Raw genomic sequence first — 26,887 nt, forward strand, 5'->3', positions numbered from 1 at the left:
CAGCAGTCGCCCCGTGCGGCTACGCCGATGTTCAGGCAAACGGCGTTTCGCGAAAACACGCGCAGTGCCATCTCATCGAATTCCGTTTTGTGGTTGAGCGTCATGAATATCCGAAAACTTCTTAAGTGTGCGATGGCTGCCGGCGTACTGGCCATCGGTGCGATGCTGCCCTTCGCGACACAGGCATCCGTCGTCATCGCGGGTACGCGCGTGGTCTACAACGCGACGGATAGCGAAGTGACGCTCAAGCTTTCCAACGTGGGCAAATCGCCCGCGCTTAGCCAGGTGTGGCTCGATAAGGGCGACCTCACCGCCGATCCGGGCAAGCTCGATTTGCCATTCGTCCTGACACCGCCGCTCGCGCGCATCGACCCGGACAAGTCCCAGACAATCCGTATTGCCTATACGGGCGAAGCGATGCCGACGGATCGCGAAACGCTCCTCTGGTTCAACCTGCTCGAGGTGCCGCCCAAGCCCACGGCTGCCCAGGCGGGCGCGAACTACGTGCAACTGGCATTCCGCTCGCGCCTCAAGTTCTTCTTCCGTCCAGCGGGGCTGCCCGGCAAGGCCGATGACGCACCGGAAAAGCTCACCTGGCGCATCGGCACGCAGGAAGGCAAGCCAGCGTTGCTCGTTTCGAATCCGACGCCCTATCACGTCACGATCATCGAAGCCCACGTCGGCGAAGGCGCCAACGCGCCGAAGTTCGACGAAGGCGGCATGGTCGCGCCGGGCGCCAGTCTCGCGCTGCCGCTGTCGGGCGCGCCGGGCGCCGGCGGCAAGGTGTCGTTCACCACGCTGAACGATTACGGCGGCCCGATGAAGCACGAATCGGCGCTGCAATGACGCCGAAGCCTGCGCAATCCGCAGGCGAAGAGTCGCCGCTGCGAAGCATCCCGATGCCTTCGTCAGCCGGACCAATGGCGCCGCACAGCGACGAACCGCGGCGCGCCTGACAGCATGAATCCTCGCGGGGGAAAAACGGACGTGCCGATGGCTTGACGCCATGGCAGGGGCCGGTGTTGCCTGCGAATCCGGCTCATCATGAAGAATAGCAATCCGAAATACATTTCCACGCGTGCTTACGCCAATCCGCTGCGTCTGAGCCAGGCGAGCCTCGCTGTGCTGCTCGCCTTCAGCGCAGCACATGCTCATGCAGACGCTCTGTCCGTCCTCGATGGCGGCGTCCCGGCCGAACCCGTCACAGCAGCCGACGCCGAGCGTGCTGCGCCGCCCGCTTCCGCCGACACGCATGCGCTGTCGAACGCCATCGGCATGGTGACCGGGCATGGGGTGCGCTCTGCCGCACCGGCGAACCCCGCTCCCATCGCACTGACCGTCGCGGCCGCCGCGCCCGAATCCGTCGAGTTCAATTCGCAGTTCCTGACGGGCACCAGCGCGGCAAACGTCGACATTTCCCGCTTCGACAAAGGCAACGCCGCGCTGCCAGGCCACTATCGCGCGGCGCTTTACGTGAACGGCGTGTGGATCGGCGTCACCGACGTCAACCTGCACGAAGTGGGCGGCCAGAAACGCGCGGCGCAGCCCGTGTTCGACCGCGACCTGCTGACGCGCGTCGGCGTGGATCTCACGCGTCTGCCGGAAGCGGCACGCGCCAGGCTCGACGCCGCCGCCAATGGTGGCGCGCTCGCGCTGTTGCCGGAACTCATCCCGCAGGCGACGGCGACCTTCGACATGGGCGAGCAGCGTCTCGACGTGAGCGTTCCGCAGGCCATGATGAGCCGCAACGCGCGCGGCTGGGTCGATCCAAAGTTCTGGGATGACGGCGTGCCCGCTGCGACGCTCCAGTACAACGCCAACGTCTACCACACCAATGGCGCGGGTCTCGCGACGACGCAGGGCTATCTCGGCCTGACAGCGGGCGCGAACTTCGGCCCGTGGCGCTTGCGCTACAACGGCAACGTCACCAGCGCGACGGGCGCGGGCACGCATGTGCAGAGCATGCAGACCTACCTGCAGCGCTCGTTCGAGCCCATCAAGAGCCAGTTGACGCTCGGCGATTCGTACACGGACGGCACGATCTTCGACAGTATCGGCGTGCGCGGCGTGCAACTGGCCACCGACGACCGCATGTATCCCGAATCGCAGCGCGGCTATGCGCCGACCGTACGCGGCATCGCGAACAGCAACGCGAAAGTCGAGGTCCGGCAGAACGGCAACATCATCTACACGACGACGGTTGCGCCGGGCGCGTTCGAGATCAACGATCTGTACCCGACGGGCTACGGCGGCGATCTCGACGTCGTCGTGACGGAAGCGGACGGCAGCCAGCACGTGTCGAAGGTGCCGTATGCGGCGCCCGTCAACGCGCTGCGCGAAGGCCGCTGGCGTTACAACGTCGCAGCCGGCCAGTACCGCAATACGAGCGCGCACAACCATCCGTTCGTCTTCGAAGCCGGCGTGCAGCGTGGCGTCAGCAACTTCGTCACGCTGTACGGCGGTGTGGCCGCCGCTGAGGGCTATCTGTCGGGCGCACTCGGCGCGGCGATCGACACGCCCGTCGGCGCGTTCGGCCTCGACGTCACGCAGGCGAACAGCAGTTTCCGGAACATGCCGGGCCGCAGCGGGCAGAGCTTGCGCATTTCGTATTCGCGCCTGTTCGCGCCGACGAACACCAACCTGACGCTGGCCGCGTACCGGTACTCGACGAGCGGCTTCCTGGATCTGCCCGACGCGATGAACCAGCGCGATCTCGCGCTGCGCGGCATCGGCAATACGAACACCGGCGTGCAAAAGGGCCGGCTTCAGCTGACGCTCAACCAGAATCTGGGTGCGTGGGGCTCCGTCTACGCGTCCGGCTTCACGCAGAACTACTGGAACAAGTCGAATCGCGATACCTCGTACTCGGTCGGCTACAACACGAATTTCCGTCGAGTCGGCGTGGGCGTATCGGCGTCGCGCGAACTCGACGTGAATACCGCGCGTTGGGACAACCGCGTGATGCTGAACCTCAGCATTCCGCTCGACCTCGGCACGAAGGTCGCCAATACGATGACGAGCTTCATGCACGATTCGCGCGACAACAGCACGCAGATTCAGGAAACGTTCACGGGCGCCGCGGGCACCGACAACGAACTGAGCTACGGCGTCACGGCGGGCTATGACTCGGGCAGCGAGCACGGCGGCAGCATCAACGCGAACGCGGGCTATCTGAGCCGGTTCACGCAGTTGCGCGGAAACGCCGGGTACTCCAACGGCTATGCGCAGGCGGGGGGCGGTATGTCGGGCACGGTCGTCGCCTACCCGGGCGGCGTCGCGCTGACGCCGCAAACGGGCGACACGTTCGCGGTCATCGAGGCGAAGGACGCGGCGGGCGCGCGCGTGGCGACGGCGCCGGGCGTGCGTGTCGACGGGCTGGGGCATGCCGTCGTCGCGGGCATGGAACCGTACTCGCTGAACACCGTCGAGATCGACACCAAAGGCCTGCCGATGGGCGTCGAACTGAAGAGCACCGAGCAGCATTTCGCGCCGACGGCGGGCGCCGTGGTACGCGTGAAGTTCGATACCGAGGATCGCGGCCAGGCGGTCGTGATGCGCCTGCGCCGTCCGAACGGAGAAACGGTGCCGTTCGGCGCCGATGTGCTGGACGACAAGGGCAACAACATCGGCACCATCAGCCAGGGCAGCCGCGCGATGTTCTACAGCAAAGGCACCGCGAATGATCTTGTCGTGAAGTGGGGCGAAGGCGTGGGGCAAAGCTGCAAGGTGCGCTACACGATGCCCGTCGCGCAAAAGGGCAAGGCGGCGGCGACGGTGTTTGCGGATGCTGTCTGCCAGTGAATGAACCAAGCGGGTTCGATCTTGCATCCATTCAGGACGTCACCCCGACGAACACATGTTGAACTCCGCGAGAGGCACTGCCTTCAGGCGACTCTCGCAGCAGATCAATGCAGCCTAGCCGACCCAGAATCACAATTTTTGAGGACTAGCTTTATGAATGATTCCACGATCTCTAGCGAACGATCGAGGGTGATGCAGTTGCTATTCGCTTGCCTTTTGGGTCTTGTCTGGCTGATCGCATCGCCGACGGCCCATGCCGATACTTGCTCTGGCGTCGGCGGGAACAACTATCAGATTCCCCTGCCTGCATCTGTCACCGTGCCGCGCGATGCACCCGTTGGCACCATGCTTACTGGTTGGACCGCGGCCAGTGGTCCCTATATTGGCATGTGGAACTGCACTGCTTACAGCGGCGGTGCCATAGGTGCCTATGGCAGTTCGCTTCTGTCGACGACCGGCACTGCTACGTCGTCCGGAGGCCGGCCTTATACAGTCTACGCGTCGGGATATCCGGGGATCGGCATTATCATCGCAATGTACGATGGCGAGTCGACAGGAGGATGCAGCGGGTTTTACAACGAGTATGACATCGGCTCTTACAGTCCGTGGTATGGAAGTGGATGCGGCGGCTCTGGCACCGTATCCGGTCCAGTCGGAGGGATCGTAAGCGTCGCCTTGGTAAAAACGGCAAATCAGGTAGTCGCAGGAACATTACCGCCGATGCAGGTGGCGAAGGTCGCGCCCGGAACCACTTTTTCCGGTGGCAACATAAAAACTGGCTCTAGCATATACACGGCATACACAGTGACGTTCACAACGTCGGTGGTTCAGATCATCAACGGCTCATGCACGACACCCGACGTGTCAGTACCGCTTGGAACCTGGTCCACGACATCGTTCACCGGCGCCGGCTCGACAACAACAGCCGTCGGCTTCAACGTCAGCCTGAACAACTGCCCGGCGGGTATGAACAGCATTAGTTACCGCGTCGATCCGACGACGAGCGTGTTAAACAGCCCTCAATCCGTGGTCGCACTGGACAGCAGTTCAACGGCAACAGGGGTCGGCGTGCAATTGCTCAACAACAGCAGCAATCCGCTCCCGCTAAGCAGCTACCAGACCTTTAGCGGATACAGCTCCAGCACGGGCGGCAGCTACACCATTCCGCTGAAGGCGCGCTATTACCAGACCGGCGCCACGGTTGGCCCCGGCCCCGCCAATACGTCGATGACGCTCACGATGCAATATCTGTAGATCCCCCGGGCGGGCGAACGGCGATGCACCGCGCCGCCCGTCTCGATCCGCACAGATGCCTGCTGCCAATGCAAACAGATGCGTGACAAGCGCTCAAAAGGCCCATCGCATTCTTCCAACCGAACAACATGACTCCACGAAAGATCTTCTTGCTCCTCGCCGCATCCGCCGTGATGGCGGCAGCACCAGCTTTCGCCGCAGACGCAAACCTGAATTTCACCGGCACGATCATGCAGCCTTCCTGCACCGTGGACAGCGCATCGGCGAATCAGGTCGTCAATCTGGGCAGCGCGCCCATCATGAGCTTCGCATCCGTCGGCAGCACCGCCAATGCCACGCCATTCAATGTGAGTCTCATCAGCTGCTCGCCGGGCACGGTCGTCACGATGACGGTGGCGGGCACGATGGACACGGTGGCGAGCGTGCTGAAGAACACGGGCACAGCCACGCAGGTAGGCGTGCAACTTCTCAAGGCGGTCAGCATCGGCGCGACGACGGGCACGCCCGTCACGCTCAACAGCGCTATCGCAATGGGCACCGTCGACAGCACGTACACAATGACGATTCCGTTCGTCGCGCAGTTCTACGAACTCGGGACACTGACGGCCGGCTCCGTGGCGGCAACCGCGACGGTGAACTTCACCTACAACTGACCGCCATGGCGGATGCTTGCTGGCGAGCACAGCCGTTGTCACCACATGACGGTTCGTGCGCGCCCGACCACGAAGACTCGCTCTTCATCGGCATGACAATCCGCGCCTCGCTAGCGGCGCGCCGGATCGCCGCCGCAATATCCCTGCTCACAGTCCCGAGCGCCCGGCTATGCGCCGCCACCAGCGCTGCATCGTCCGCCCCCTGCACCGGCTCGCGCACCATCGAGCGCCCCGTCAGCAACGTGTCGCGGCCCGCCACACGCACGGTCCACAGCGCATCGACGGCGACACCTTCACCCGGCATCGAATCGAACTGCACGATGTCGACGCGCACGCGGCACGCCTCCGTGCCCGCCACCGTTTGCGCCGACACCGACACGCGCTGCGAGCCGAGCAGCCGCGTCAGGTCCGCGGCAATCACATCGGCGACACCGCTTTTCAAAGGCTCGCCCCAGCGCGCGAACTCATTGAGCTTTACTTCGTTGCCCGACATGCGCGTCACGAGTTGCGGCCGGTCGACCAGTTCGGGCACCGTCACGGGGCCGACCACCACGGGGACTTGCAGCGGCGCGCCCGTGCTGTCGAGCGTCGAATCCGGGCTCAACGTATAGAAGTTCGAACGCGGAGAAGCGCACGCGGCCAGCATGACGGCGACGCAGAGATACGCACCGCGCGAAAGCATCGATCGCTTCACTTTGCGTCCTCCTGTTTGCCGCGCAGCAACGCTTCGGGGTGACGCTGCAGATAATCGGACAGCGCGCGGAACGACGCCGCCGTGCGCGCGAGTTCGCGGATTGCATCGCTCGTGTCCTGCTGCAGCGTCGAGTCGGGCGCGAGAGCGCTGTTGGCCGAGTTGAGCGTCGTCTGCGCCGCCGACAGCGTGCTCTTTGCCTGTGGCACGACCTGCGTATTGAGGCTCTGCATCAGCGCGCCCGCATCCGCGAGCGCCTGCTGCGTGTTCTTGCCGATCTGCTCGAGCGGCAGCTTGTCGATCCGCGCGACGATCCGGTTGATCGACTCCTGCAGCGATTGCAACCCGCTCGGCTCGGTCGGCAGTTCGGCGGGCGTGCGGCTCCAGTCGACGGTCGCCTTCGGCGCGTGCGGGAAGAAGTCGAACGACACATACAACTGGCCGGTCAGCAGACTGCCCGTTTTCAGCTGCGCGCGAAAACCACTCGACACGAGGAAATCGGCGATAGCCTTCGGATCCTCCTCGACGCGCCCGCTCCCCGGCTTGCCGTTCGCGTAGCGCGACGTGAAGCGCTCCGGATAGAAGCGGATCTCGACGGGAATGCTGATCTGTTTCGTGACGGGATCGAAGCGCGTGTAGATCGCCGACACTTCGCCGAGCACGATGCCGCGAAAATCGACGGGCGCACCCACCGTCAGCCCGCGCACCGACTCCTTGAAGTTGAGCACGTACGTATCGACGATGCGGTCCTGCACCTTCATCGCGTCGGCGCGCGTCGCGAACAGCGTGAACGGCGTATGCGCCTGCGCTTCGGGCTCCGCCAGCGACGACGCGGGCGTTTCGAACGCCAGCCCGCCGATCAGGATCGACACCAGCGACTGCGTATTGATCTTCACGCCTTCCGTGCCGACCGAAACGTCGATTCCGCCCGCTTCCCAGAAGCGCGAATCGCTGGTCACGTAGCGGTCGTACGGCGCGTTCACGAAGACGCGCAGCGTGATGCCGCCGCCGTCCTTGTTGAGTTCGAACGACGTCACCTGCCCGACGCGCAGCCGCCGGAAATAAACGGGCGAGCCGACATCGAGCGAGGCCAGGTTCGTCGCCTTCAGCACGAACTCGCGGCCGGGCACGTCGCTCGCGAACACGGGCGGAAGCTCGAGTCCCGTGTAATCGCGCCGCGTCTGTTTCGCCTTGCCGATGTCCATGCCGATGAACGCGCCCGACAGCAGCGTGCCGATGCCCGACACGTTGCCGCCCGCTATGCGCGGACGTTCGACCCAGAAGCGCGTGTCGTCGACGAGCATGCTGGTGGCGTCGCGCGTGAGTTCCGCCGTCGCAACGACGCGCTTGTAGTCTTTCGACAACGCCACCCTCTTCACGACGCCGATATCGACGTCCTTGAACTTGATTTTGGTCTTGCCTGCTTCCAGCCCTTCGCCCGTCTTGAAGCTGATCGTGATCGTCGGTCCCTGCGACAGCGCCGCCTGCACCGCGAGCCAGATGCCGACGCCTACGGCTACCACGGGCACGAGCCAGATCCACTGAATGCGCCAGCGCTTCTTCGGCACGGCGACGGCATCGGGCAGTTCGGGCGGCCGGGTCATTCCGGTTGCCTCTTGTCCCAGATGAGCCGCGGATCGAACGACATCGCGGCAAACATCGTCAGCACGACGACGGCGCCGAATGCAATCGCGGCCGGTCCGGCGCGCACGGTCGCGAGCGCGTTGAACTGCACGAGCGCGGTGAGCACGGCGATCACGTAGATATCGAGCATCGACCAGCGCCCAACCAGTTCGACGATCCGGTAGATGCGCGCGCGCTGATCCGGCTGCCACGTCGAGTGGAAGTTCGCGGAGGTCGCGAGAAAGCCGATCGCGAGAATTTTCAGCATCGGAACCGCGACGCTCGCGATGAAGACCAGCACCGCGAGCGGCCACGAGCCCGACGTCCACAGATACACGACGCCGCTCATGATCGTGTCCTTCTGCGCGCCGAACAGCGAACTCGTGTCCATCACGGGCAGCACGTTTGCGGGAACGTAGAGGATGATGGCCGCGATCAGGCAGGCCCATGTGCGGGCGAGGCTATCGGGCTTGCGCAGATGCAAATGCGCGCCGCAGCGTGGACAGTGCGCGGGATGCATGGGCAGCCGCACGGAGGCATGCACGTTCGCGTAGTCGCGCTCGTCGCTTGCCTGCGCGGACGCGACGCGGGTCAGCAAGCCGCAGTCATGGCATACGCACATGCCGCACGCCGCAGCCGTCGCGGCGGGAAATGCCGTGCCGCTGTCGAATGCGGGGCCGGCATCGGGCACGCCTTCGAGGCGCATCCACAGGTCGCGCGCATCGAAGACGGAGGCGGCCGCCGCAAGCATCAGCATCAGCGCGCCAAACGACCACAACGCCGGTCCCGTCACCACCGACGCAATATGCGAGAGCTTTACCAGCGCGACCAGCAGACCGAGGATCAGCACTTCCGTCATGCCCCACTCCTGCGCGACGCGCAGCGTGCGAAACACGGCGTCCGCGCGATACGGCGTGCGCCCGAGACGCAACGGCAACAGCAACCACACGAGGCCGAGCGCCTGGCACGCAGGCATCAGCATCGTCGTGATGAAAATCAGCGCCGACAGCGGCCACATGCCGTCCTGATACAGCACACGCACCGCGCCGAACATCGTCGTTTCGACAAGGTCGCCGTTCACCGCCAGCCCGACGATCGGGAACGCATTCGAGATCACCCACAGCACGCATGCCGCGAGCGCATAGGCGAGCGTTCGGTCGAGACTGTTCGCGTGACGCCGGTACAGCGTCGCGCGGCAACGGCAGCAGCGCAGCACGCCTTCGGGCGGCACGGCGCTTTCGCGCTGCAGCAGATCGCATTCGTGACAGGCGATCACAGGCGTGCGCGCGGCGTGCCCGAGATAGGTCGAGGTGGCCGTGTCGCTCATTTCACTTCCTGTTTCGCCGCATCTGGCGCTTGCCGGGCGTCGCCCGCCTGCGCCTGAGCCTGAGTGGTCATCCCTTCAGCCGTAATGATCCAGCCGCCGCCCATCGCCTTGTACAGATTCACATACGACACCAGCACGCCCGCCTGCGTCTGCGTCTGGTTCAACTGCGCGTTGAACAGACTGCGCTCGGCATCGAGCACTTCGATATAGCTCGTATAGCCGCCTTCATAGCGCAGCCTCGCGAGATGCGCATACGTCGCGAGCGCCTCGACCTGCCGGCCCTGCACATCGAACTGCTCACGCAGCTTCTGCGACGAGATCAGCGCATCGTCGACTTCCTGAAACGCGACCTGAATCGCCTTGCGGTACGAATACAGCGCCTGCTGCTGCACGGCCTCGGCCTGTTTCACCTGACCGGCGATCGCGCCGCCTTCGAAGATCGGCTGCGTCACCGATCCGGCAAACGACCACACGCGCGCCGGTCCCGTAAAGAGCTTCGAGAACTGGCCGCTCTGCGTGCCGAGCAGCCCCGTGATCGAAATCTGCGGGAAATACAGCGCTTTTGCCGCACCGATCTGCGCATTGGCGGAAACGAGATCCTGCTCGGCCTGACGCAGATCGGGTCTTCGTTCGAGCAGATCCGACGGCAGCCCGGCGGGCACCGCAGGCGCCGCCAGTTCGCCGAGCGCCCGGCCCCGCAGGATATCGCCCGGATTGCGCCCGAGCAGCACGGAGAGTCCGTCTTCCTGCTGCGCGATCTGCGCCTCGATCTGCGGAATGCGCGCGCGCGAGTCCTCGTATTCCGACTGGCTTTGCGCGAGTTCCATCTGCGAGACCTCGCCGCCCTGGAAGCGCAGTTCGAACACGTGCACCGATTCCGCGCGGCTCGCCGTGGTCGCGTTCGCGATCTCCAGCTGCCGGTCGAGACTGCGCAGGTTGATATACGACGACGCCACCGACGACACCAGCGTCAGGATCGTGCCGCGCTTCGCTTCTTCCGTCGACAGCAGGCTCGCGCGCGCCGCTTCCGTCAGGCGCCGGTTGTGGCCGAACAGATCGATTTCCCACGACGCCGACAGCGCCAGCTGATACGAGTTGAACACGGGGCTGGTCACATTCGAGAACAGCGGCGAGGACGTCGAGATACGCTGACGCGCGGCATCGAAACCCGCGTCGACGTGCGGCAGCAGTGCGGCGCGCGTCGTGACGAACTGGCCAAGGAACTGGTCGACGCGCGCGGCGGCGATCTTCACGTCGTTGTTGTTCGCGAGTGCCGTGGTGATCAGGTCGTCGAGCACCGGATCGTTGAACTGCTTCCACCATTCGGTGTTCGCCACGTCCGATGCGTAGTTGTCGGGGAAGCGGTAGGTCGCGGGCACGTCGACGGGCGGACGCGAGTAGTTCGGACCGAGCAGGCAGCCGCTCAGGGTCAGGGCACACAGTGGACCGATCAGCAGGACGCGGCGCATGTCAGTCACCCTCGCGCGATGCAGACGGGCTCGTGCTCGGCCCGCCGCCGACAGCGGGACCACCCGCAGACGGCGGCACCTTCGGCGTCTCACCCGCCATCGGCCCCGGCGAAGAAGGCGGCACATCCCCCGCCTTCTTGTCCTTCTTCTTGCCGCTTTTCTCCGACATCGTCTCCAGCACATAGAAGAACATCGGAATGAAGAACACGGCAATCGCGGTGGCCCCCAGCATCCCGCCGATCACGCCCGTGCCGATCGAATGCCGGCTGTTCGCCGACGCCCCCGTGGCAATCGCCAGCGGCACGCAACCCAGAATGAACGCGAGCGACGTCATCACGATCGGGCGCAGCCGCTCCTCGGCCGCCGTCATCGTCGCGTCGAACACCGACTTGCCCGCCTCGCGGTTGAGCACCGCAAACTCGAAGATGAGAATGGCGTTCTTCGCCGCGAGCGCCACCAGCATCGTCAGGCCGATCTGGAAGTACACGTCGTTGTTCAGCCCGCGCAGCAGGATCGCGAGCAGCGCGCCGAACAGCGCGAACGGCACCGCCATCAGCACGCCGAACGGCAGGCTCCACTTCTCGTACTGCGCGGCCAGAATCAGGAACACCATGATCAGGCCGAACACGAACACGAGCCCCGAGGTGCCGCCCGACTGCTTCGCCTCGAACGCCTCGCCGCTCCACGCGATGCCGTATTCCGACGGCATCTGTGTCGCGAGTTCCTCGAGCGCGCTGATCACCTGCCCCGACGCATAGCCGGGCGCCGCGTTCGCCGTGATCTTCACGGCCGGGAAGTTGTTGAAGCGCGTGATCAGGTCCGGTCCCGTCACGTAGCGCGAGGTCACCACCGACTTCAGCGGCACCATGCTGCCGTCCTTGCTGCGCACGAAGATCTGTTCGAGATCGTCGGGCTTCAGGCGATACGACGGCTCGGCCTGCAAAATGACCTGCCACAGGCGGCTCGACCGGTTGAACTGCGACACATAGAGCGAGCCGAACATCGTCTGCATCGCGCTGTAGACGTCTTCCACGGGCACGCCGAGCGTCTCGGCCTTGTCGCGGTCCACGTCGACGAGCAGCTGCTGCGAATCGGCATTGAACGTGTTGGTCACACCCGTGAGTTCGGGCCGCTGCTTCGCGCGCGCGACGAAGTCGTTCACCACCGCGGAAAACTGCGCGATGGTCGCGTCGCCCTTGCTCTGGATCCACATCTCGGTGCCGCCCGTCGTGCCGAGGCCCGGAATCGACGGCGGATTGAGCGGCACGACGATGCCTTCGCGGATCTGCGAGAGCGCCTTGTACGCATCGATCAGCACGGCGCGCGCATTCTGCGTGCGGATGTTCGCGGACTTGTAGCGCTCCTCGAAGCTCTTGAAGCCGACGAAGAACGTCGACGAATTGTTCTTGTTCTGGCTGTCGAGAATGCTGAAGCCGTCGACGGTCGTGATGCTGCCCACGGCCGGCTGCTTCATGAAGTACCCGGAGATGCGGTCCGACACCTTGCCCGTGCGATCGAGCGACGCGGCATCGGGCATGATCACGGCGCCCAGCAGATAGCCCTGATCTTCGGGCGGCAGGAAGGCCGTCGGAATGTCGCGCATCATCAGCACCGCGAGCCCGATCATGCCGACGAACACCAGCAGCGCGATCACGAAGCGCTTGATGATGAGCCGCACCGCGCGCGTATAGCCCGCCGTCATCCGCGCGAACTGGTTGTCGAACCAGCGGAAGAAGCCCTTCTTCTCGTGATGCCCGGGCTTGAGCAGCAGGGCCGCGAGCGCGGGCGACAACGTCAGCGCAACTACGCCCGAGATCACCACGGAAATCGCAATCGTGATCGCGAACTGCTTGTACATCTGCCCCGTGATGCCGCCGAGAAACGCGACAGGCACGAACACGGCGCACAGCACCAGCACGATCGCGACGACTGGCCCGGCGACTTCATCCATCGCCTGTTTCGCGGCCGATTTCGGATCGAGCCTGTGCACGGTCATGTTGCGCTCGACGTTCTCGATCACGACGATCGCATCGTCCACCACGATACCGATGGCGAGCACCATGCCGAACAGCGTGAGCATGTTGATCGAGAAGCCGAGCGCCTCCATCCCCATGAACGTGCCGACGATCGACACAGGCACGGCCAGCACGGGGATCAGCGTCGCGCGCAGGCTTTGCAGGAACACGAACACGACGATCACCACCAGCACGACGGCTTCGAAGAACGTGTGCACCACATCCGAGATCGACGCGCGCGTGAACTCGGTGGTGTCCATTGCGATCTCGTAGTCGATCCCTTCGGGGAACGACTTCTTCATCTCGGCGAGCGTGGCGCGCACCTGCTTCGACACGTCGAGCGCGTTCGCGCCCGGCTGCTGGTAGACGGCGAGCACGGTGGCGGGCTTGCCCTGGAAGCGGCTGCGGATCGAATAGTCTTTCTGGCCGAGTTCGGCGCGGCCGATGTCCTTGAGCCGCACGATGGCCGCGCCGCCGCTTTGCGCGCGGATGATGATGTTCTCGAACTGGGAAGGCTCGGTGAGCCGGCCCGTGGTGGTGACGGCGAACGACTGCTCGACGGGGTTCCCCGTCGGCGACTGGCCTAACCGGCCGACGGCGAACTGCTGGTTCTGGTTGGCCACCGCGCGCTGCACGTCGGCGGCCGTGATGCCCAGCTGCGCCATGCGGTCGGGGCGCAGCCAGATGCGCATCGCGTAGTCGGGCGTGCCGAAGATGCTCGACTGGTTCGCGCCGGGAATGCGCTTCAGGGCATCGAGCACGTAGACGTTCGCGTAGTTGGCGATGTAGGTGGCGTCGTAGCGCTCGGTAGGCGAGTAGATCGCGATCACCATCATGAACGCCTGCGATTTCTTCTGCACCTGCACGCCCTGCGCCGTCACCGATTGCGGCAGCTGCGGCAGCGCGAGGTTCACGCGGTTCTGCACGTCGACCTGTGCAAGCTCCGGGTTGGTGCCGATCTGGAAGTACGCGTTGATCGTCAGATTGCCCGTGGAAGAACTCGACGAGCTCATGTAGATCATGTTGTCGGCGCCGTTGACCTGCTGCTCGATCGGCGCGGCGACGTTGTTGGCGACCACGTCGGCGCTCGCGCCCGGATAGGTCGCGGAGATCGTGATCTGCGGCGGCGTGATGTCGGGGTACTGCGCGGTGGGCAGCGCGAGCATCGTCAGCGCGCCGCCGAGCGTGATGACGATCGAGATGACCGAGGCGAAGATCGGGCGGTCGATGCAGAAGTGGGAGATGTTCATCGGATCGGGGGCGCCGGATGGCGTCGGTCGTCATCGGGTCATCGGGGCTTCACATCGTCAGGGGCTCGCGGGGCGTGTCCGGGTCTGCGCCAGCGTCGCGGTCGGCGCGGATACGGCAGCCGCCGGTGCCGACGCGGGTGCGGCAGGCGTACCGGGCGTACCGGGTGTGCCTGAACCCGGCGGCGCACTGACCACCTTGATCTGCGCATCCGACGACACGCGGATCGCGCCATCGACCACCACGCGCTCGCCCGTCTTCAGGCCTTCGTTGACGAACCAGTCGTCGCCATGCCAGTCGCCCACGTCGACCACGCGCTGATGCGGCTTCGAGTCCTGGTCGAGCACCCACACGAAGTGGCTCTTCGCCCCCTGCAGCACCGCGCGCTGCGGCACGAGGATCGCGTTGGGGCGCACGGCGCCCGTCACTTTCGCGCGCACGAACTGGCCCGGACGCAGCGTGCCCTGGGGATTGGCGAAGGTGGCGCGCACGAGGAAGGTGCCCGTCTGCTGGCTGAACGCGGGGTTCGTGAAATCGATGCGTCCTTTCTGCGGATAGATCGAGCCATCGGCCTGGATCACCGTCACGTCGAACTGGTTGTCGGCGGGAAAGCGCAGCAGGCCCTTCGTGATCTGCTCGCGGTAGCGCAGCAGTTCGTTCTCGGAGATGCTGAAGTTCACCCACATCGGATCGAGCTGGTAGACATACGTGAGCAACCCCGATTGCGTCGGCGTCACGTAGCTGCCGTCCTGCACGCGCGCGAAGCTGGAGAGCCCCTTGAGCGGCGAGCGGATCGTGCAGTAGCTCAGGTTCAGCTCGGCCGTGCGCACCTCGCCCTGCGCGGCGATCACGGCGGCTTCGGCCTGTTTCTCGTTACCCGTGGCGTCGTCGAGATCCTTCTTGCTCAAGGCGTTCTGCGCGGCCAGCGGTATCACGCGCGCGAGGTTCTGTTTGGTGACGAGCAGACGCGCCTGCTGTTGCGCGAGCGCGCCTTTGGCCGATTGCAGCGCGGCTTCGAAGGGCTTGCGGTCCATCACGAACAGCACCTGGCCTTCCTTCACGAGCGAGCCTTCGTCGTACAGCCGCCGCTCGAGAAAGCCGTCGACGCGCGCGCGGATTTCGACTTCACGCGAACTCTGCGTCTGCGCGGTGAACTCGAAATCGACGGGCGTTTCCTTCTGCTCGACGGTGACGACGGTCACTTCGACGGTCGGACGTGGGGGTTCGGTGGGGGCTTTTTTGCAGGCGGTGAGGAACAGGACAGACGCGAGCATCGCCGCGAACGCAAAGCGCGTTGCAAGCGGCCACGCGGCAACCATCGACGGGTGTCCAAATCTCCGTCCCATGACAAATCTCCGCAACTCGAAACGATTGCGCCCGCCCTCGCTTGCGCTGCGCCCGCGCGACGGACCAGCGGACGACGCGCCAGCCGGCCCGGCGAGTCCGATGCAATCCAGTGTGGAAGCGGGGCAAGTCAAAGACAATTGGACCTTGGTCCAATACCCCATCGGGCGCACGGTCGGCGCGCTCATAGCGGCGCAGCGATGCCGAGCACGGCACACACTGTCCGGATGAACAGCACGTCGTTGAAGGGCTTGCGCAGATAGGCGCGCGCGCCCGCCGCGAGCGCGGCTTCGCGCATGCCCGCATCGTCGTGGGCCGTGATGAAAATGACGGGCACGGCGCTGCCCGCCAGCCGGCGCTGCACTTCGATGCCGTTGGAGCCGGGCATCTGCACGTCGAGGATCACGCAGTCGGGACGATACGAAGGCGTGGCCGACAGCACATCGAGAAATTCGTCGCCACTCGTGTACGTATCGGCTGCGATCCCGACTGAGCGCAACAGACGCCTGATGGCCCTGCCCACCGACGCATCGTCGTCGACCACCACGACGAATGGTTTGTCTGTGCCCATTCTGATTAGCCCATTGAGCCGCCACGTCCACGCGGACGATGCGTGGGCGTCTCAGCAATAGACTATGAGACTGCGGACGTCGGTGGTATTGGACCTTGGTCTCGTATGCCCTCGGCGGTGGACTCGCACGCGACGGCGGAAACCTCAGCATGCGGTCCGACGGCATGATGCGGGTTGGTCGCGACGGCCACCTTGTCGGCGATGCGCACCAGTTCCGCGAGCGAGCCGACCTCCATCTTCTGCATCACGCGCGCGCGATGCGCCTTGACGGTTTTCTCGACGGTGCCGAGTTCGCACGCCACCTGCTTGTTCAGAAGGCCGAGCACGATCAGATTCATCACTTCGCGCTCGCGCACCGTCAGGCGTCCGACGCGGCTGCGCAGCACTTCCAGTTCATGTGCAGACTTCGACACTTCGACGGAACGCGTGAGCGCCTGATCGATGGCGCGCAGCAGATCGTCGTCGTGAACGGGCTTGGTGAGGAAGTCGGTCGCGCCTGCCTTGATCGCGCCGACCGTCATCGCGATGTCGCCGTGCCCGGTCAGAAAGATGATGGGCAAACGGGCATCGAGTTCGCGCTGCAATTCGAGTCCGCTCAGATCGGGCAGCTGCACGTCGAGCACCACGCACGCCGGCGTGCGCTCGACGTCCGCATGCGCGAGAAATTCACGCGCCGAGCCATACGCTTCCACCTCGTGCCCCGCCGACCTGATGAGCCGCATGAGTGCGCGACGCACCGAAGGGTCGTCGTCGACGACGTAGACAAGCGCGGCCGGCATGTTCATGACGCCCCCTGCGCGGCGGCGCTGCTCGCTTCGCGCGCCGCGGGCAGCGCGACATAGAACGTCATGCCCTGATCCCGATTGTTCTCGGCCCACAGGCGCCCGCCGTGCATCTGCACGATCGAGCGGCTGATCGACAGCCCGAGACCCAGGCCTTGCGGCTTCGACGTGACGAATGGCTTGAAGATGCATTCGAGCCTGTCGGACGTCAGCCCGTGTCCGCGATCACGCACGGCGATGCGCAGCATGCCGTCGCGGTCGGGTTGCGCAAAGAGCGCCACCACGCGATCGGGCGAGCCGCACTCGCTCACGGCATCGAAGGCATTCAGCAGCAGATTGAGTAGCACCTGCTGCAGTTGCACCTTGTCGCCGCGCACGGGCGGCAAGCCGTCGTCGATCACGTGCGACACATGGATGCCGCGCGCGACGGCATCGCCATGCACGAGCAGCGCGACGTCGCGCAGCAGGCCGCCTGCATCGAGACTGACGAGTTGCTGCTGCTCTTCCTTCTTCACGAACGCGCGCATCCGGCGGATCACTTCACTTGCGCGGCCGCTGTCGTCGACGATGTCCTTCAGGATGTCGCGCACTTCGGCGAGATCGATCGGCGCCTGGTCCATGAAGCGCTGCGCAGCCTGACCGTTGCTGAGAATCGCCGTCAGCGGCTGATTCAGTTCGTGCGCGAGCGACGCGGCGAGTTCGCCCATTGTCGATACGCGCGTCAGATGCGCCAGTTCCCGGCGATTGCGTTCGAGTTCGAAGCGCTCGGTCATGTCGGTGATGAACGCGACCGTCGCGATGCGCCCTTCGTAGCGGATCGCGCTCGTCGCAATTTCGACGGGAAACTCGCTGCCGTCGCGGCGGCGCGCGCGCAGGCTGCGCGTGCGTGTCGAGACGGGACGGCCCGCGTGCTGCGAAGCGCCGCCGGCCACGCGGTTTTCCTGCGACAGCGCCGGCGCGACCATGCCGACACATGCGCCCGCCAGCACGCCGCGCCGATAGTCGAAGAGCCGTTCGGCCTGCGCATTGGCGAGGACGATCACGCCATGTTCGTCGAACACGACAGACGCGACTGGCAAGCACTCGAATACATCGGACAGTTCAGTCAGCGTGCCGGACTGCCGGTGCAAGAACGCGAAGTAACGGCTTGCGCCTTGCATGCTTGCCAGGCGCGCGAGCGGGATCGCCGCACGCCTCGCCCAAGGTAACAAAGGAACGCCATTGCGCATCGGCATGGAAACGCCGGCGCGCTCCGGCGCGATGCGGCGCGGGTGCAGCGACCACCAGACGACGATTGCAGCCACCGCGACTGTCAAAGCAGATATAGCGATGTGCATGGCTTACCGTTCCTCAAGACGTTCGCACTCGAACCGCCGCGACCACGTGCGCACGCCTTCGTTGTTGTTAGCAACGCATCCGGGCGGCGGCGCAGGAATGGGCGCGCGACGCCTCTGCCTTTACGCATGAATCCGTGACAACGTCTTGTCGTGATGCATCTCGTCAGTTGACGGGTTCAAAGACCTGCAGCAAGACGAGTGATGATATTGCGCCCGATTCTTATACGGACTGCGAATAAAGTCCGGCTTTCGTGAACAATTGCCTGTGACTTTTTACTTGCCCGCATCACGTCGGGCGGAAAAAAGTGCAACTTCATCGTAGGCAGAAAGTAGGGCTTAGTAAAGCATCAAGGCAATGGACGACGAGAAACTGACGGCGACTTCGTTTCTCGCTTCCGACGGACGGGCACAGCGTGCATTCACGCATGCGTTTCAATGGCGGGGTTTGATGCGAAGCCCGAAACGATCATCGGCGTCGATGGACGTCCCGGGTTCGAGTGGCAGGTGGATGCGGCTAATGTGCTGCTTAATGTGCAAACTGAAGTGTCAACTGAGGTGCTACGTCATGCGAAATCCGATGGACCCGGCGTTGGTACGCCTGGCGGCGGATCCTCGTCGCCTATCGATTCGTTTGGATCTACGTCGTCTGTCTTCGGCTTTTCGGGCAACGGCTGATCGAGGCCCGGCTCGACAGGTGTTGGAATCGCATCGCCGATCGGCTTGTTGAGCTCGTTGGGCGGGATCTCGGCCGGATCTTTCGGCTGTGTGCTTTCCTCGCGATTGGGGTTCGTCATGGGGACTCCAATTGTGGTTGGGCAGACGCTCCCTGTCACGCAACGACCGTACCAATGAACTTTGTGCAGTTGCGTGCGCCGATCCGGCTGCCGCCCGCGATGCCTGACGACGCGCGATGTGCGGACGAACATACGCTCGCACGACCCGCGTATATATCGAGCATCGATGAAGGGAAAAATGCGCGCCCGGCGCCAGGGCCTTGTAACTTGCGGCGTTCGGACTGGCTGATGAAAGCAACGCTGACCGCGCGAGCAATGCGGCGGCAGAAACGAAAACAGGCCCCCGAGGGCCTGTTTCGCTTTGCATCTGGCGGAAAGGGTGGGATTCGAACCCACGATACGGTATAACCGTATACCGGATTTCGAGTCCGGCGCATTCGACCTCTCTGCCACCTTTCCAGATTCTTTGACTTCCCACCAAGGTGGTCTTGTCGGCTTTACATCAACCTCACACCAAGCGGGTCGTTGCTTGCGTGAGACAAAGATTATAGAACAGCTGTTTTTGAATTCCAAGTTCTTTTTCGCAGAAACTTGAAAAAGAACCTGGATAGCTCCGACGACGCTAAACCGCTCAGCCCGCCGCCTTCATTTCCAGACGTTCAACGCCGCCCAGATACGGACGCAGCGCAGCCGGAACCGTTACCGAGCCATCGGCGTTCTGGAAATTCTCCAGCACGGCAACGAGCGTACGGCCGACAGCCAGCCCCGAACCATTGAGTGTATGAACGAGTTCGGGCTTGCCTTGCGCGTTGCGGAAGCGCGCCTGCATCCGGCGCGCCTGGAACGCTTCCGTATTCGAGCAGCTCGAAATCTCGCGATAGGTGTTCTGCGCGGGCAGCCACACTTCGAGGTCGTACGTCTTCGCCGCGGAAAAGCCCATGTCGCCCGTGCACAGTGTGATCACGCGATACGGCAGTTCGAGCTTCTGCAGGATCGTCTCTGCGTGCGAGACCATCTGCTCGAGCGCATCGTACGACGTGTCAGGCGACACGACTTGCACCATCTCGACCTTGTCGAACTGATGCTGGCGGATCATGCCGCGCGTGTCGCGGCCATACGAGCCCGCTTCGGAGCGGAAGCACGGCGAATGGGCCGTCAGCTTGATGGGCAGCTCGTTCGCGTCGACGATGCTCTCGCGCACCGTGTTCGTCAGCGAAATCTCCGACGTCGAAATCAGGTATTGCGTGACCGTGTTCTCGCCACCGCCCTTTTCGACACGAAACATGTCGTCGGCGAATTTGGGCAGCTGGCCCGTGCCGAACAGGATTTCAGGATTGACGATGTACGGCGTATAGACTTCCGTGTAGCCGTGCTGCTGCGTATGCGTGTCGATCATGAACTGCGCGAGCGCGCGATGCAGACGCGCGATCTGCCCGCGCAGCATCGTGAAGCGCGCGCCCGACAGCTTCGCGCCCGTCTCGAAATCGAGGCCGAGCGGCGTACCGACGTCGACGTGATCCTTCACCTCGAAATCGAACTGGCGCGGCGTGCCCCAGCGGCGCACTTCGACGTTGCCCGCTTCGTCGTTGCCGACAGGCACGCTTTCGTGCGCGAGGTTCGGCACGCCAAGCAGCAGGTCCGACAGACGCTTCTGGATGTCTTCGAGCTGCACCGCCGACGCTTTCATCTCGTCGCCGATACCGCCCACCTCGGCCATCACCGCCGACGTGTCCTCGCCTCGCCCTTTCATCGCGCCGATCTGCTTCGACAGACTGTTGCGCTTCGCCTGCAGCTCTTCGGTACGGGTCTGGATGGCGCGGCGTTCGGCTTCGAGCGCGGAGAAAGCCGCGACGTCGAGGGTATAGCCGCGATCGGCGAGGCGTTTCGCGACGCCGTCGATGTCTTTGCGCAGCAGCTGGATGTCAAGCATGGGATGGGGCGACAGTTCGTTGGTTGAATGGGCGATTTTAGCGCACCGGCGCCGCGGGCCGGCGGCATTGTCGGCTCATGCGCTATGTGCGCAACGTATGCTTCAGCTTTTTTTGCGATTCTCGCTGCGCCATTGCGCATCGAGGTCGGCGAGGCGCGCGAGCTTTTCGCCGATCTTGCCTTCGAGCCCGCGCAGCGTCGGCTGGTACCAGCGCGGGTCGCGCATGCCGTCGGGCAGATAGGTCTCGCCTGCGGCGTAGGCATCCGGTTCGTCGTGCGCGTAGCGGTACTCGTGGCCGTAGCCGAGTTCCTTCATCAGCTTCGTCGGCGCATTGCGCAGATGGATCGGAACCGCGCGCGACTGATCCTTGCCGACGAAGCTGCGCGCCGCGTTGTACGCGTTGTAGCCCGCATTCGACTTCGGCGCGACGGCCAGATAGATCACAGCCTGCGCGAGCGCCAGCTCGCCTTCCGGCGTTCCGAGGCGCTCGTAGGTTTCGGCAGCGTCGAGCGCGATGCGCGCGGCGCGCGGATCGGCGAGGCCGATGTCTTCCCACGCCATGCGCACGAGCCGCCGCGACAGATAACGCGGATCCGCGCCGCCATCGAGCATCCGGCAGAACCAGTACAGCGCGCCGTCCGGATTGCTGCCGCGCACCGACTTGTGGAGCGCGCTGATCTGGTCATAGAACGCGTCGCCGCCCTTATCGAAGCGCCGCAGGTTTTCGGCGAGCGCGCTCGCGAGCAGTTCGCCGTCGATCTCCGTTTTCTTCTGCTGGGCCGCCGCGCGCGCGACGATTTCCATATTGTTCAGCAGCTTGCGGCCGTCACCGTCGGCGGAACCGATCAGCGCATCGCGCGCTTCGTCGGTGAACGTGAGGCCGCCAAGCTCCTTCCGCGCGCGATCGAGCAGTTCGCGCTGCTCGTCGGTGTCGAGACTCTTGAGCACGTAGACGGCGGCCCGCGACAGCAATGCGCTGTTCACCTCGAACGACGGGTTTTCCGTCGTCGCGCCGACGAACACGAACAGGCCCGACTCGACGTGCGGCAAGAACGCGTCTTGCTGGCTCTTGTTGAAGCGATGCACTTCGTCGACGAACACGAGTGTCTGGTGGCCGTTCGCGCGATGGATTTGCGCCGTTTCGACGGCTTCGCGAATGTCCTTGACGCCCGACAGCACCGCCGACAGCGCGATGAATTGCGCGTGAAACGCATCGGCCATCAGGCGCGCGAGCGTGGTTTTGCCGACGCCCGGCGGGCCCCAGAGGATCATCGAGTGCGCTTCGCCCGACTCGAACGCGACGCGCAGCGGCTTGTTCGGGCCGAGCAGATGCTTCTGCCCGATCACTTCGTCGATAGTGCGTGGCCGCAGGCGCTCGGCGAGCGGAACATTGGCGCGGGTTTCTTCAAACATGGCGTTTTGGGGATAATCTCGGCTTTTCGGGTATAAACCGTCACACGCACAGCTTGCACGGCATGGCGCGCGGCGGTCTGCCCCGGAACGGCACACAACCGCGCAAAACCGTCATCCGGCGCGCAGCGGCGCATGCAGAGTTGTGCATTATGACAGCCGCCGCGCGGCGAGGCTCCGCGGCAGACGTCATAGGCGAAATCTGATGACCGGTCCGCAAGAGGCGTACCGTGCGCCGGACAAGCCGGACGACATCGCGACAACACGGTTGTGAACATAGCCGACACGACAACGACAGACAGGAAAGAGATTCAATGGCTCAGAATCCCATCGCCGGCGAGACCGGCTCGACCTACGCACCGCTCAAGCCGGTGCCGGATGCGCGCCGCGCGTTCAAGACGGGCGACGCATTCGCACTCTGGTTTTCGCTCGGCATCGGCCTGCTGGTCGCGCAGGCGGGCGCGCTGCTCGTGCCCGGCCTCTCGCTGTCGCATGCGTTGCTGGCCATTCTGATCGGCAGCGTGATCGGCGTGGTGCTGCTCGCGCTCGCGGGCGTGATCGGCACGGACACGGGGCTCGCGGCGATGTCGTCGCTGCGTCCGACGCTCGGCGTGCGCGGCGCGTCGATTCCCGCCGTGCTGAACATGATTCAGCTGGTCGGCTGGGGCTCGTTCGAAGTGATCGTGATGCGCGATTCCGCCGATGCCCTCTCCAAACAGGCGTTCGGCTTCTCGGCGCCGCCAATCTGGACGCTGATCTTCGGCGTGCTCGCGACGCTGCTCGCGATCAGCGGCCCGCTGTCGTTCGTGCGGCGCTTTCTGCGCTCGTGGGGCATCTGGCTGCTGCTGGCGGGCGCTGCCTGGCTCACTTACAGCCTGCTGGCAAAGAACGATCTCGGCGCGCTGATGCAGCGGCCGGGCAACGGCGAAATGTCGTTCGGCGGCGCGGTCGATCTCGTCGTCGCGATGCCCTTGTCGTGGCTGCCGCTGATCGCCGATTACACCCGCTTCGGCCGGAAAGCGGGCGAGACGTTCCGCGGCACGATCCTCGGCTACGGCATCGCGAACGTCTGGTTCTACGCGCTCGGCGCAGTGTACGGACTGGCGGCGGGCGGCGGCGACGCGCTGCTGACGACGGCGCTCGCGCAAGCGGGCGGCGGCCTCGCGCTGCTGCTCGTGCTGATCGATGAAATCGACAACGCATTCGCCGACGTGCACTCTGCGGCCGTGTCGACGGGGACGTTCTGGACGCGCGCGAGCGTGCCGCTGCTGTCGGCTGCGTTCGGCGCGCTGTGCACGCTGATCGCGCTCGCCGTGCCGATGGCGAAGTATCAGAACTTCCTGCTGCTGATTGGTTCGGTGTTCGCGCCGCTGTTCGGCGTCGTGCTGGTCGATCACTTCATCGTGCGCAAGCGCCGCATCGACGTCGATGCGCTCGCCGATACGCAAGGCCGCTACGGCTACTCGGGCGGCTGGCATATGAGCGCGTTTATCGCGTGGGCGATCGGCATCGCCGCGTATCAGGCGATCAACCAGTGGCTGCCGAATCTCGGCGCGACGCTGCCGGCGCTGGTGATCGGCGCCGTCTGTTATCTCGTGTTCGTGTCGGCGCGCAAGCAGGCTTACGCGTGAGCGCTGTCTTGCCCCGCAGACTTCAGGCCGGCGTGCGTTCGTGCGCCGACCATCCTTCGAGCGCGGTTCTCACGCGCTCAATCACCTCGCCCCACTCGCCTGGCTGCGTCTGACGGAACAGACGTGTGCGCGGATACCACGGCGTATCGTCGCGATCGTGCAGCCAGCGCCAGCACCCGTCGTAACGCGACAGGATCCACGTTGGCGTATTCAATGCGCCCGCCAGATGGGCGATCGATGTATCGACGGTAATCACGAGGTCCAGTTGGTCGATGATCGCGGCTGTGTCGGCGAAATCGCGCACGTCGTGCATCGGATCGAATGGACGTAACTCCGGCGGCAGCGTGCTGATTTGCGGCTGCGTCAACGCGCCCATTTGCAGGCTGATGAACGTGACGCCGGGCGCGCCAAGCAACGGAAGATAGGCGCGTGCGTCGAGCGAGCGACGGCGGTCGACTGCGTTGATCTCGGGCTGATCGGGACGAGGATCGCCGGCCCAGACAAGCCCTACCCTGGGTTCGCCTTCGGGCAGACGTCCTTTCCATTTAGCGGCGTACGCGGGCGGCACCTGCAGATAAGGCGTCGTGCCTGGAATGCTGGCGAAGGTCGTCGTACCGAGGCGATGCGGCAGACTCATCGTCAGGCACACGTAGTCGTGCTGCGGAACGATGTGATCGTCGTCGGGCGCAATGCATTGGTCGACGCCTTCAATAGTCTCGAACAGACGCTGCAACGCAGGCGAACACACGATGCTCAGCTTCGCGAGACCTCGCGCCTTGAGGATCGGCAGATAGCGGCAGAACTGGAGACTGTCGCCGTGCCCTTGCTCGGGCCACACGAGCAAGGACTTGCCCGCGAGCGGCTCGCCGCGCCACATCGGAAAGTCGACGGGCGGCGGCGCGATCTTGCGCGCCGGCCAACGAGGATCGTAGCGTGTTTCGAACAGCGCCCACCCTTCTTTCAGCCGCCCGACGTTGAGCAGCAGATGCGCGAGGTTGATCTTCACCTCGAAATAATCGGGCTGAAGCGCGAGCGTCCGCCGATACGACGCTTCCGCTTCGGCAAAGCGATGCTGCATCTTGAGTACCACGCCGAGATTGAAGTGCGCCTTGACGTCGTGCGGATTGGCTTCGGTTGCGCTCCTGTATGCCGCCTCGGCTTCCGGCATGCGCATCTGCGCCTGATACAGCACGCCCAGATTGACGAGGAAATCGCCGTCACCCGGCTGAAGTTCGAGCGCACGCAGATAGGCCGCTTCGGCGTCGTCCGGACGGCCGAGTTGCGCGTAGAGCCGCCCCAGGTTCACATATGCGCCCGCGTGATTCGACGAGATCGACAGCGCGTTGCGATAGCATGCCTCGGCTTCGTCCAGGCGGCCTTGTTCTTTCAGCACGACGCCCAGATTGCTATGCGCGTCGCAGTAATCGGGCTTCAGCGCGATTGCTCGCCGCCAGTGGGTTTCCGCGTCATGCGGACGATCCATCGACAGACAACACGCGGCGGCGAGATTGAAAACCTGCACGTCGGTCGTCCGCGCGAACAGCAGCGGTTCGAGTAACGCAAGCGCTGCATCGAAGCGTGCTTTGCCATACAGGGAGACGGCGAATGAATAGGCATCGACTGCGGACTCGGGATTCTGCAAATCGCCGTACATGACTTGATCCTGCGAGAGACGGATTAGGAAGGAGTGGCGGCGCGCTTTACGATTTATCTAAGAATTCAGATCAAAGTCGCGCCGAAGCCCTTGTAGCGTACCGAGCAGAGGAGTCCGTCTCTAGCCCACTATTCTTAAAAATGCCGGCGCAAGGCGAATCACATCGACGCTCGGCGAAAAACAAAAACGCCCATAACAGACGTTATGGGCGTTGTCCGGACGATTCTGGGAATCGCCCTTATATGCGGCGCCATCGAGGCGCCAGCGCAACGATGAATTACCGCGTCACCGGCCGATACTCGACGCCCGGCAGCACGCACAGCAGTTCGAACGCGAGATTCGCGCCGAGCAGGGCCGTCGTGCCGAACGGATCGTACGGTGGCGCGACTTCCACCAGATCACAGCCAACGATGTTCAGCCCGCGCGCGCCGCGCACGATTTCGAGCGCTTGCGGCACCGTCAGCCCGGCGATTTCCGGCGTGCCTGTGCCCGGCGCAAAAGCCGGATCGATCCCGTCGATATCGAACGTGATGTAGACGGGGCCGTCGCCCATCTGCTCGCGCACACGCGCCATCAGCGGCACCAGCGACTGGTTCCAGCACGCTTCCGCCTGCACGACCTGGAAGCCCTGATCCCGGCACCAGTCGAAGTCTTCCGCGGCGTAACCCGTGCCGCGCAGACCGATCTGCACGACGCGATCGCAATCCAGCAAGCCCTCTTCGACCGCGCGGCGGAACGGCGTGCCGTGCGCGATCTTCTCGCCCATCATCGTGTCGTTGACGTCGGCGTGCGCGTCGACGTGAATCAGACCGACCTTGCCATATTTGCGGTGGATCGCGCGCAGGATCGGCAGCGCGATCGTGTGATCGCCGCCCAGCGTGATCGGCTTCGCGCCGTGTTGCAGGATTTCGTCGTAAGCGCGCTCGATCCGGTCGATCGAATCTAGGAGGTTGTACGGATTGATCGCGACGTCGCCGATATCGGCGACACGCAGCGAGTCGAACGGCGCGGCGCGCGTCGCCATGTTGTACGGGCGCAGCAGCACCGATTCCGCGCGAATCTGACGCGGACCGAAGCGCGCGCCCGTGCGGTTCGACGTGCCCAGATCGAACGGCACGCCGACGAAGCACACGTCGAGTCCTTCCGCCGAGCCGACGTTCGGCAGCCGCATCATGGTGGCGATCCCGCCGGAACGCGGCATCACGTTGCCCGACAGGGGCTGCGGCCGCTCCGTGAGGTCAGGGGAAACAAAATTCGAGGAAGTATTCATCGTGGTTCGCCAATGAAAAGCACAGCATCTTTAAAAAGCGTCAAATCCAGCTGCCGCAAAGCGCGCGACGCCGGTGCATTTCTTATTTTTGTGCAGTTTCGGCAAAGATAAAATGCCGACAGAAAAAACTTCACATCGATTCG

The 26,887-nt window shown here is 64.3% G+C and carries 18 protein-coding genes, 1 tRNA gene and 1 pseudogene; 5 read left to right on the top strand and 15 right to left on the bottom strand.

What is annotated here, in order from left to right; genetic code table 11:
- Positions 1-102 precede the first annotated feature (102 nt).
- The 4 genes from FRZ40_RS07635 (at position 103) to FRZ40_RS07650 (ending at position 5,708) form a co-directional block, all read left to right on the top strand.
- Entirely contained in the window at positions 103-846 is a 744-nt protein-coding gene (locus FRZ40_RS07635; protein WP_028369658.1) for a fimbria/pilus periplasmic chaperone, read from the top strand.
- 198 nt (positions 847-1,044) lie between these two features.
- The gene (locus FRZ40_RS07640; protein WP_147233784.1) at positions 1,045-3,801 is read left to right on the top strand and encodes a fimbria/pilus outer membrane usher protein; all 2,757 of its coding nucleotides are present in this window, start codon (positions 1,045-1,047) and stop codon (positions 3,799-3,801) included.
- A 153-nt stretch (positions 3,802-3,954) separates the two neighbouring features.
- Complete coding sequence (locus FRZ40_RS44795; RefSeq protein WP_197039397.1) at positions 3,955-5,055, top strand: fimbrial protein; 1,101 nt, start codon at positions 3,955-3,957, stop codon at positions 5,053-5,055.
- Between the two features lie 128 nt (positions 5,056-5,183).
- On the top strand, positions 5,184-5,708 hold the full coding sequence (locus FRZ40_RS07650) for a fimbrial protein (RefSeq protein ID WP_035543213.1): 525 nt from the start codon (positions 5,184-5,186) through the stop codon (positions 5,706-5,708).
- Positions 5,709-5,823: 115 nt separating this feature from the next.
- Here FRZ40_RS07650 and FRZ40_RS07655 read toward each other — a convergent pair.
- The 13 genes and pseudogenes from FRZ40_RS07655 to FRZ40_RS07715 form a co-directional block, all read right to left on the bottom strand.
- Positions 5,824-6,402 (bottom strand): annotated as a pseudogene (locus tag FRZ40_RS07655) (PqiC family protein); the annotation flags it as partial.
- Entirely contained in the window at positions 6,399-8,003 is a 1,605-nt protein-coding gene (locus tag FRZ40_RS07660; RefSeq protein ID WP_028369656.1) for a PqiB family protein, read from the bottom strand. The gene FRZ40_RS07660 and the pseudogene FRZ40_RS07655, both read right to left, overlap by 4 nt.
- Positions 8,000-9,349: a paraquat-inducible protein A gene (locus FRZ40_RS07665; RefSeq protein ID WP_028369655.1), complete on the bottom strand. Its 1,350-nt coding sequence runs from the start codon at positions 9,347-9,349 to the stop codon at positions 8,000-8,002. The genes FRZ40_RS07660 and FRZ40_RS07665 overlap by 4 nt, the downstream gene beginning before the upstream one ends.
- Positions 9,346-10,818: an efflux transporter outer membrane subunit gene (locus tag FRZ40_RS07670; protein WP_147233786.1), complete on the bottom strand. Its 1,473-nt coding sequence runs from the start codon at positions 10,816-10,818 to the stop codon at positions 9,346-9,348. Before FRZ40_RS07670 ends, FRZ40_RS07665 begins: the two co-directional genes overlap by 4 nt.
- A 1-nt stretch (position 10,819) precedes the next feature.
- A complete protein-coding gene (locus tag FRZ40_RS07675; RefSeq protein WP_147233787.1) occupies positions 10,820-14,083 on the bottom strand; it encodes an efflux RND transporter permease subunit in 3,264 nt (1,087 codons plus the stop codon).
- A gap of 57 nt (positions 14,084-14,140) precedes the next feature.
- Entirely contained in the window at positions 14,141-15,427 is a 1,287-nt protein-coding gene (locus FRZ40_RS07680) for an efflux RND transporter periplasmic adaptor subunit (protein WP_147233788.1), read from the bottom strand.
- A gap of 182 nt (positions 15,428-15,609) precedes the next feature.
- The gene (locus FRZ40_RS07685) at positions 15,610-15,996 is read right to left on the bottom strand and encodes a response regulator transcription factor (RefSeq protein WP_147233789.1); all 387 of its coding nucleotides are present in this window, start codon (positions 15,994-15,996) and stop codon (positions 15,610-15,612) included.
- 62 nt (positions 15,997-16,058) lie between these two features.
- A complete protein-coding gene (locus tag FRZ40_RS07690; RefSeq protein ID WP_028370300.1) occupies positions 16,059-16,781 on the bottom strand; it encodes a response regulator transcription factor in 723 nt (240 codons plus the stop codon).
- Positions 16,778-18,115, bottom strand: coding sequence for a PAS domain-containing sensor histidine kinase (locus FRZ40_RS07695; protein ID WP_147233790.1), 1,338 nt, complete (start codon positions 18,113-18,115; stop codon positions 16,778-16,780). The genes FRZ40_RS07690 and FRZ40_RS07695 overlap by 4 nt, the downstream gene beginning before the upstream one ends.
- A gap of 563 nt (positions 18,116-18,678) precedes the next feature.
- Entirely contained in the window at positions 18,679-18,909 is a 231-nt protein-coding gene (locus tag FRZ40_RS07700; protein WP_028370302.1) for a hypothetical protein, read from the bottom strand.
- Between the two features lie 308 nt (positions 18,910-19,217).
- A tRNA-Ser gene (locus tag FRZ40_RS07705) sits at positions 19,218-19,308 on the bottom strand.
- 172 nt (positions 19,309-19,480) lie between these two features.
- Positions 19,481-20,779: a serine--tRNA ligase gene (gene serS / locus FRZ40_RS07710; RefSeq protein WP_028370303.1), complete on the bottom strand. Its 1,299-nt coding sequence runs from the start codon at positions 20,777-20,779 to the stop codon at positions 19,481-19,483.
- Between the two features lie 102 nt (positions 20,780-20,881).
- Entirely contained in the window at positions 20,882-22,192 is a 1,311-nt protein-coding gene (locus FRZ40_RS07715; protein ID WP_028370304.1) for a replication-associated recombination protein A, read from the bottom strand.
- A gap of 311 nt (positions 22,193-22,503) precedes the next feature.
- Between FRZ40_RS07715 and cytX the strand changes: the two genes are divergently transcribed.
- Positions 22,504-23,820, top strand: a complete 1,317-nt coding sequence (gene cytX / locus FRZ40_RS07720) for a putative hydroxymethylpyrimidine transporter CytX (protein WP_147233791.1) — start codon at positions 22,504-22,506, stop codon at positions 23,818-23,820.
- Positions 23,821-23,842: 22 nt separating this feature from the next.
- On the opposite strand, the gene FRZ40_RS07725 is transcribed toward cytX, so the two are convergent.
- Positions 23,843-25,474 (bottom strand): tetratricopeptide repeat protein, encoded by a 1,632-nt coding sequence (locus tag FRZ40_RS07725; protein ID WP_147233792.1) that lies wholly within the window; start codon positions 25,472-25,474, stop codon positions 23,843-23,845.
- 277 nt (positions 25,475-25,751) lie between these two features.
- Entirely contained in the window at positions 25,752-26,744 is a 993-nt protein-coding gene (speB, locus tag FRZ40_RS07730; RefSeq protein WP_028370306.1) for an agmatinase, read from the bottom strand.
- Between the last annotated feature and the right edge of the window lie 143 nt (positions 26,745-26,887).

This window comes from Paraburkholderia azotifigens, from assembly GCF_007995085.1.
Classification (GTDB): domain Bacteria; phylum Pseudomonadota; class Gammaproteobacteria; order Burkholderiales; family Burkholderiaceae; genus Paraburkholderia; species Paraburkholderia azotifigens.

Coding starts and splice junctions, on each gene's coding strand:
- FRZ40_RS07635 (WP_028369658.1), top strand. CDS start 103: ATGAATATCCGAAAACTTCTTAAGTGTGCGATGGCTGCCGGCGTACTG.
- FRZ40_RS07640 (WP_147233784.1), top strand. CDS start 1,045: ATGAAGAATAGCAATCCGAAATACATTTCCACGCGTGCTTACGCCAAT.
- FRZ40_RS44795 (WP_197039397.1), top strand. CDS start 3,955: ATGAATGATTCCACGATCTCTAGCGAACGATCGAGGGTGATGCAGTTG.
- FRZ40_RS07650 (WP_035543213.1), top strand. CDS start 5,184: ATGACTCCACGAAAGATCTTCTTGCTCCTCGCCGCATCCGCCGTGATG.
- FRZ40_RS07660 (WP_028369656.1), bottom strand. CDS start 8,003: ATGACCCGGCCGCCCGAACTGCCCGATGCCGTCGCCGTGCCGAAGAAG.
- FRZ40_RS07665 (WP_028369655.1), bottom strand. CDS start 9,349: ATGAGCGACACGGCCACCTCGACCTATCTCGGGCACGCCGCGCGCACG.
- FRZ40_RS07670 (WP_147233786.1), bottom strand. CDS start 10,818: ATGCGCCGCGTCCTGCTGATCGGTCCACTGTGTGCCCTGACCCTGAGC.
- FRZ40_RS07675 (WP_147233787.1), bottom strand. CDS start 14,083: ATGAACATCTCCCACTTCTGCATCGACCGCCCGATCTTCGCCTCGGTC.
- FRZ40_RS07680 (WP_147233788.1), bottom strand. CDS start 15,427: ATGGGACGGAGATTTGGACACCCGTCGATGGTTGCCGCGTGGCCGCTT.
- FRZ40_RS07685 (WP_147233789.1), bottom strand. CDS start 15,996: ATGGGCACAGACAAACCATTCGTCGTGGTGGTCGACGACGATGCGTCG.
- FRZ40_RS07690 (WP_028370300.1), bottom strand. CDS start 16,781: ATGAACATGCCGGCCGCGCTTGTCTACGTCGTCGACGACGACCCTTCG.
- FRZ40_RS07695 (WP_147233790.1), bottom strand. CDS start 18,115: ATGCACATCGCTATATCTGCTTTGACAGTCGCGGTGGCTGCAATCGTC.
- FRZ40_RS07700 (WP_028370302.1), bottom strand. CDS start 18,909: ATGACGAACCCCAATCGCGAGGAAAGCACACAGCCGAAAGATCCGGCC.
- serS (WP_028370303.1), bottom strand. CDS start 20,779: ATGCTTGACATCCAGCTGCTGCGCAAAGACATCGACGGCGTCGCGAAA.
- FRZ40_RS07715 (WP_028370304.1), bottom strand. CDS start 22,192: ATGTTTGAAGAAACCCGCGCCAATGTTCCGCTCGCCGAGCGCCTGCGG.
- cytX (WP_147233791.1), top strand. CDS start 22,504: ATGGCTCAGAATCCCATCGCCGGCGAGACCGGCTCGACCTACGCACCG.
- FRZ40_RS07725 (WP_147233792.1), bottom strand. CDS start 25,474: ATGTACGGCGATTTGCAGAATCCCGAGTCCGCAGTCGATGCCTATTCA.
- speB (WP_028370306.1), bottom strand. CDS start 26,744: ATGAATACTTCCTCGAATTTTGTTTCCCCTGACCTCACGGAGCGGCCG.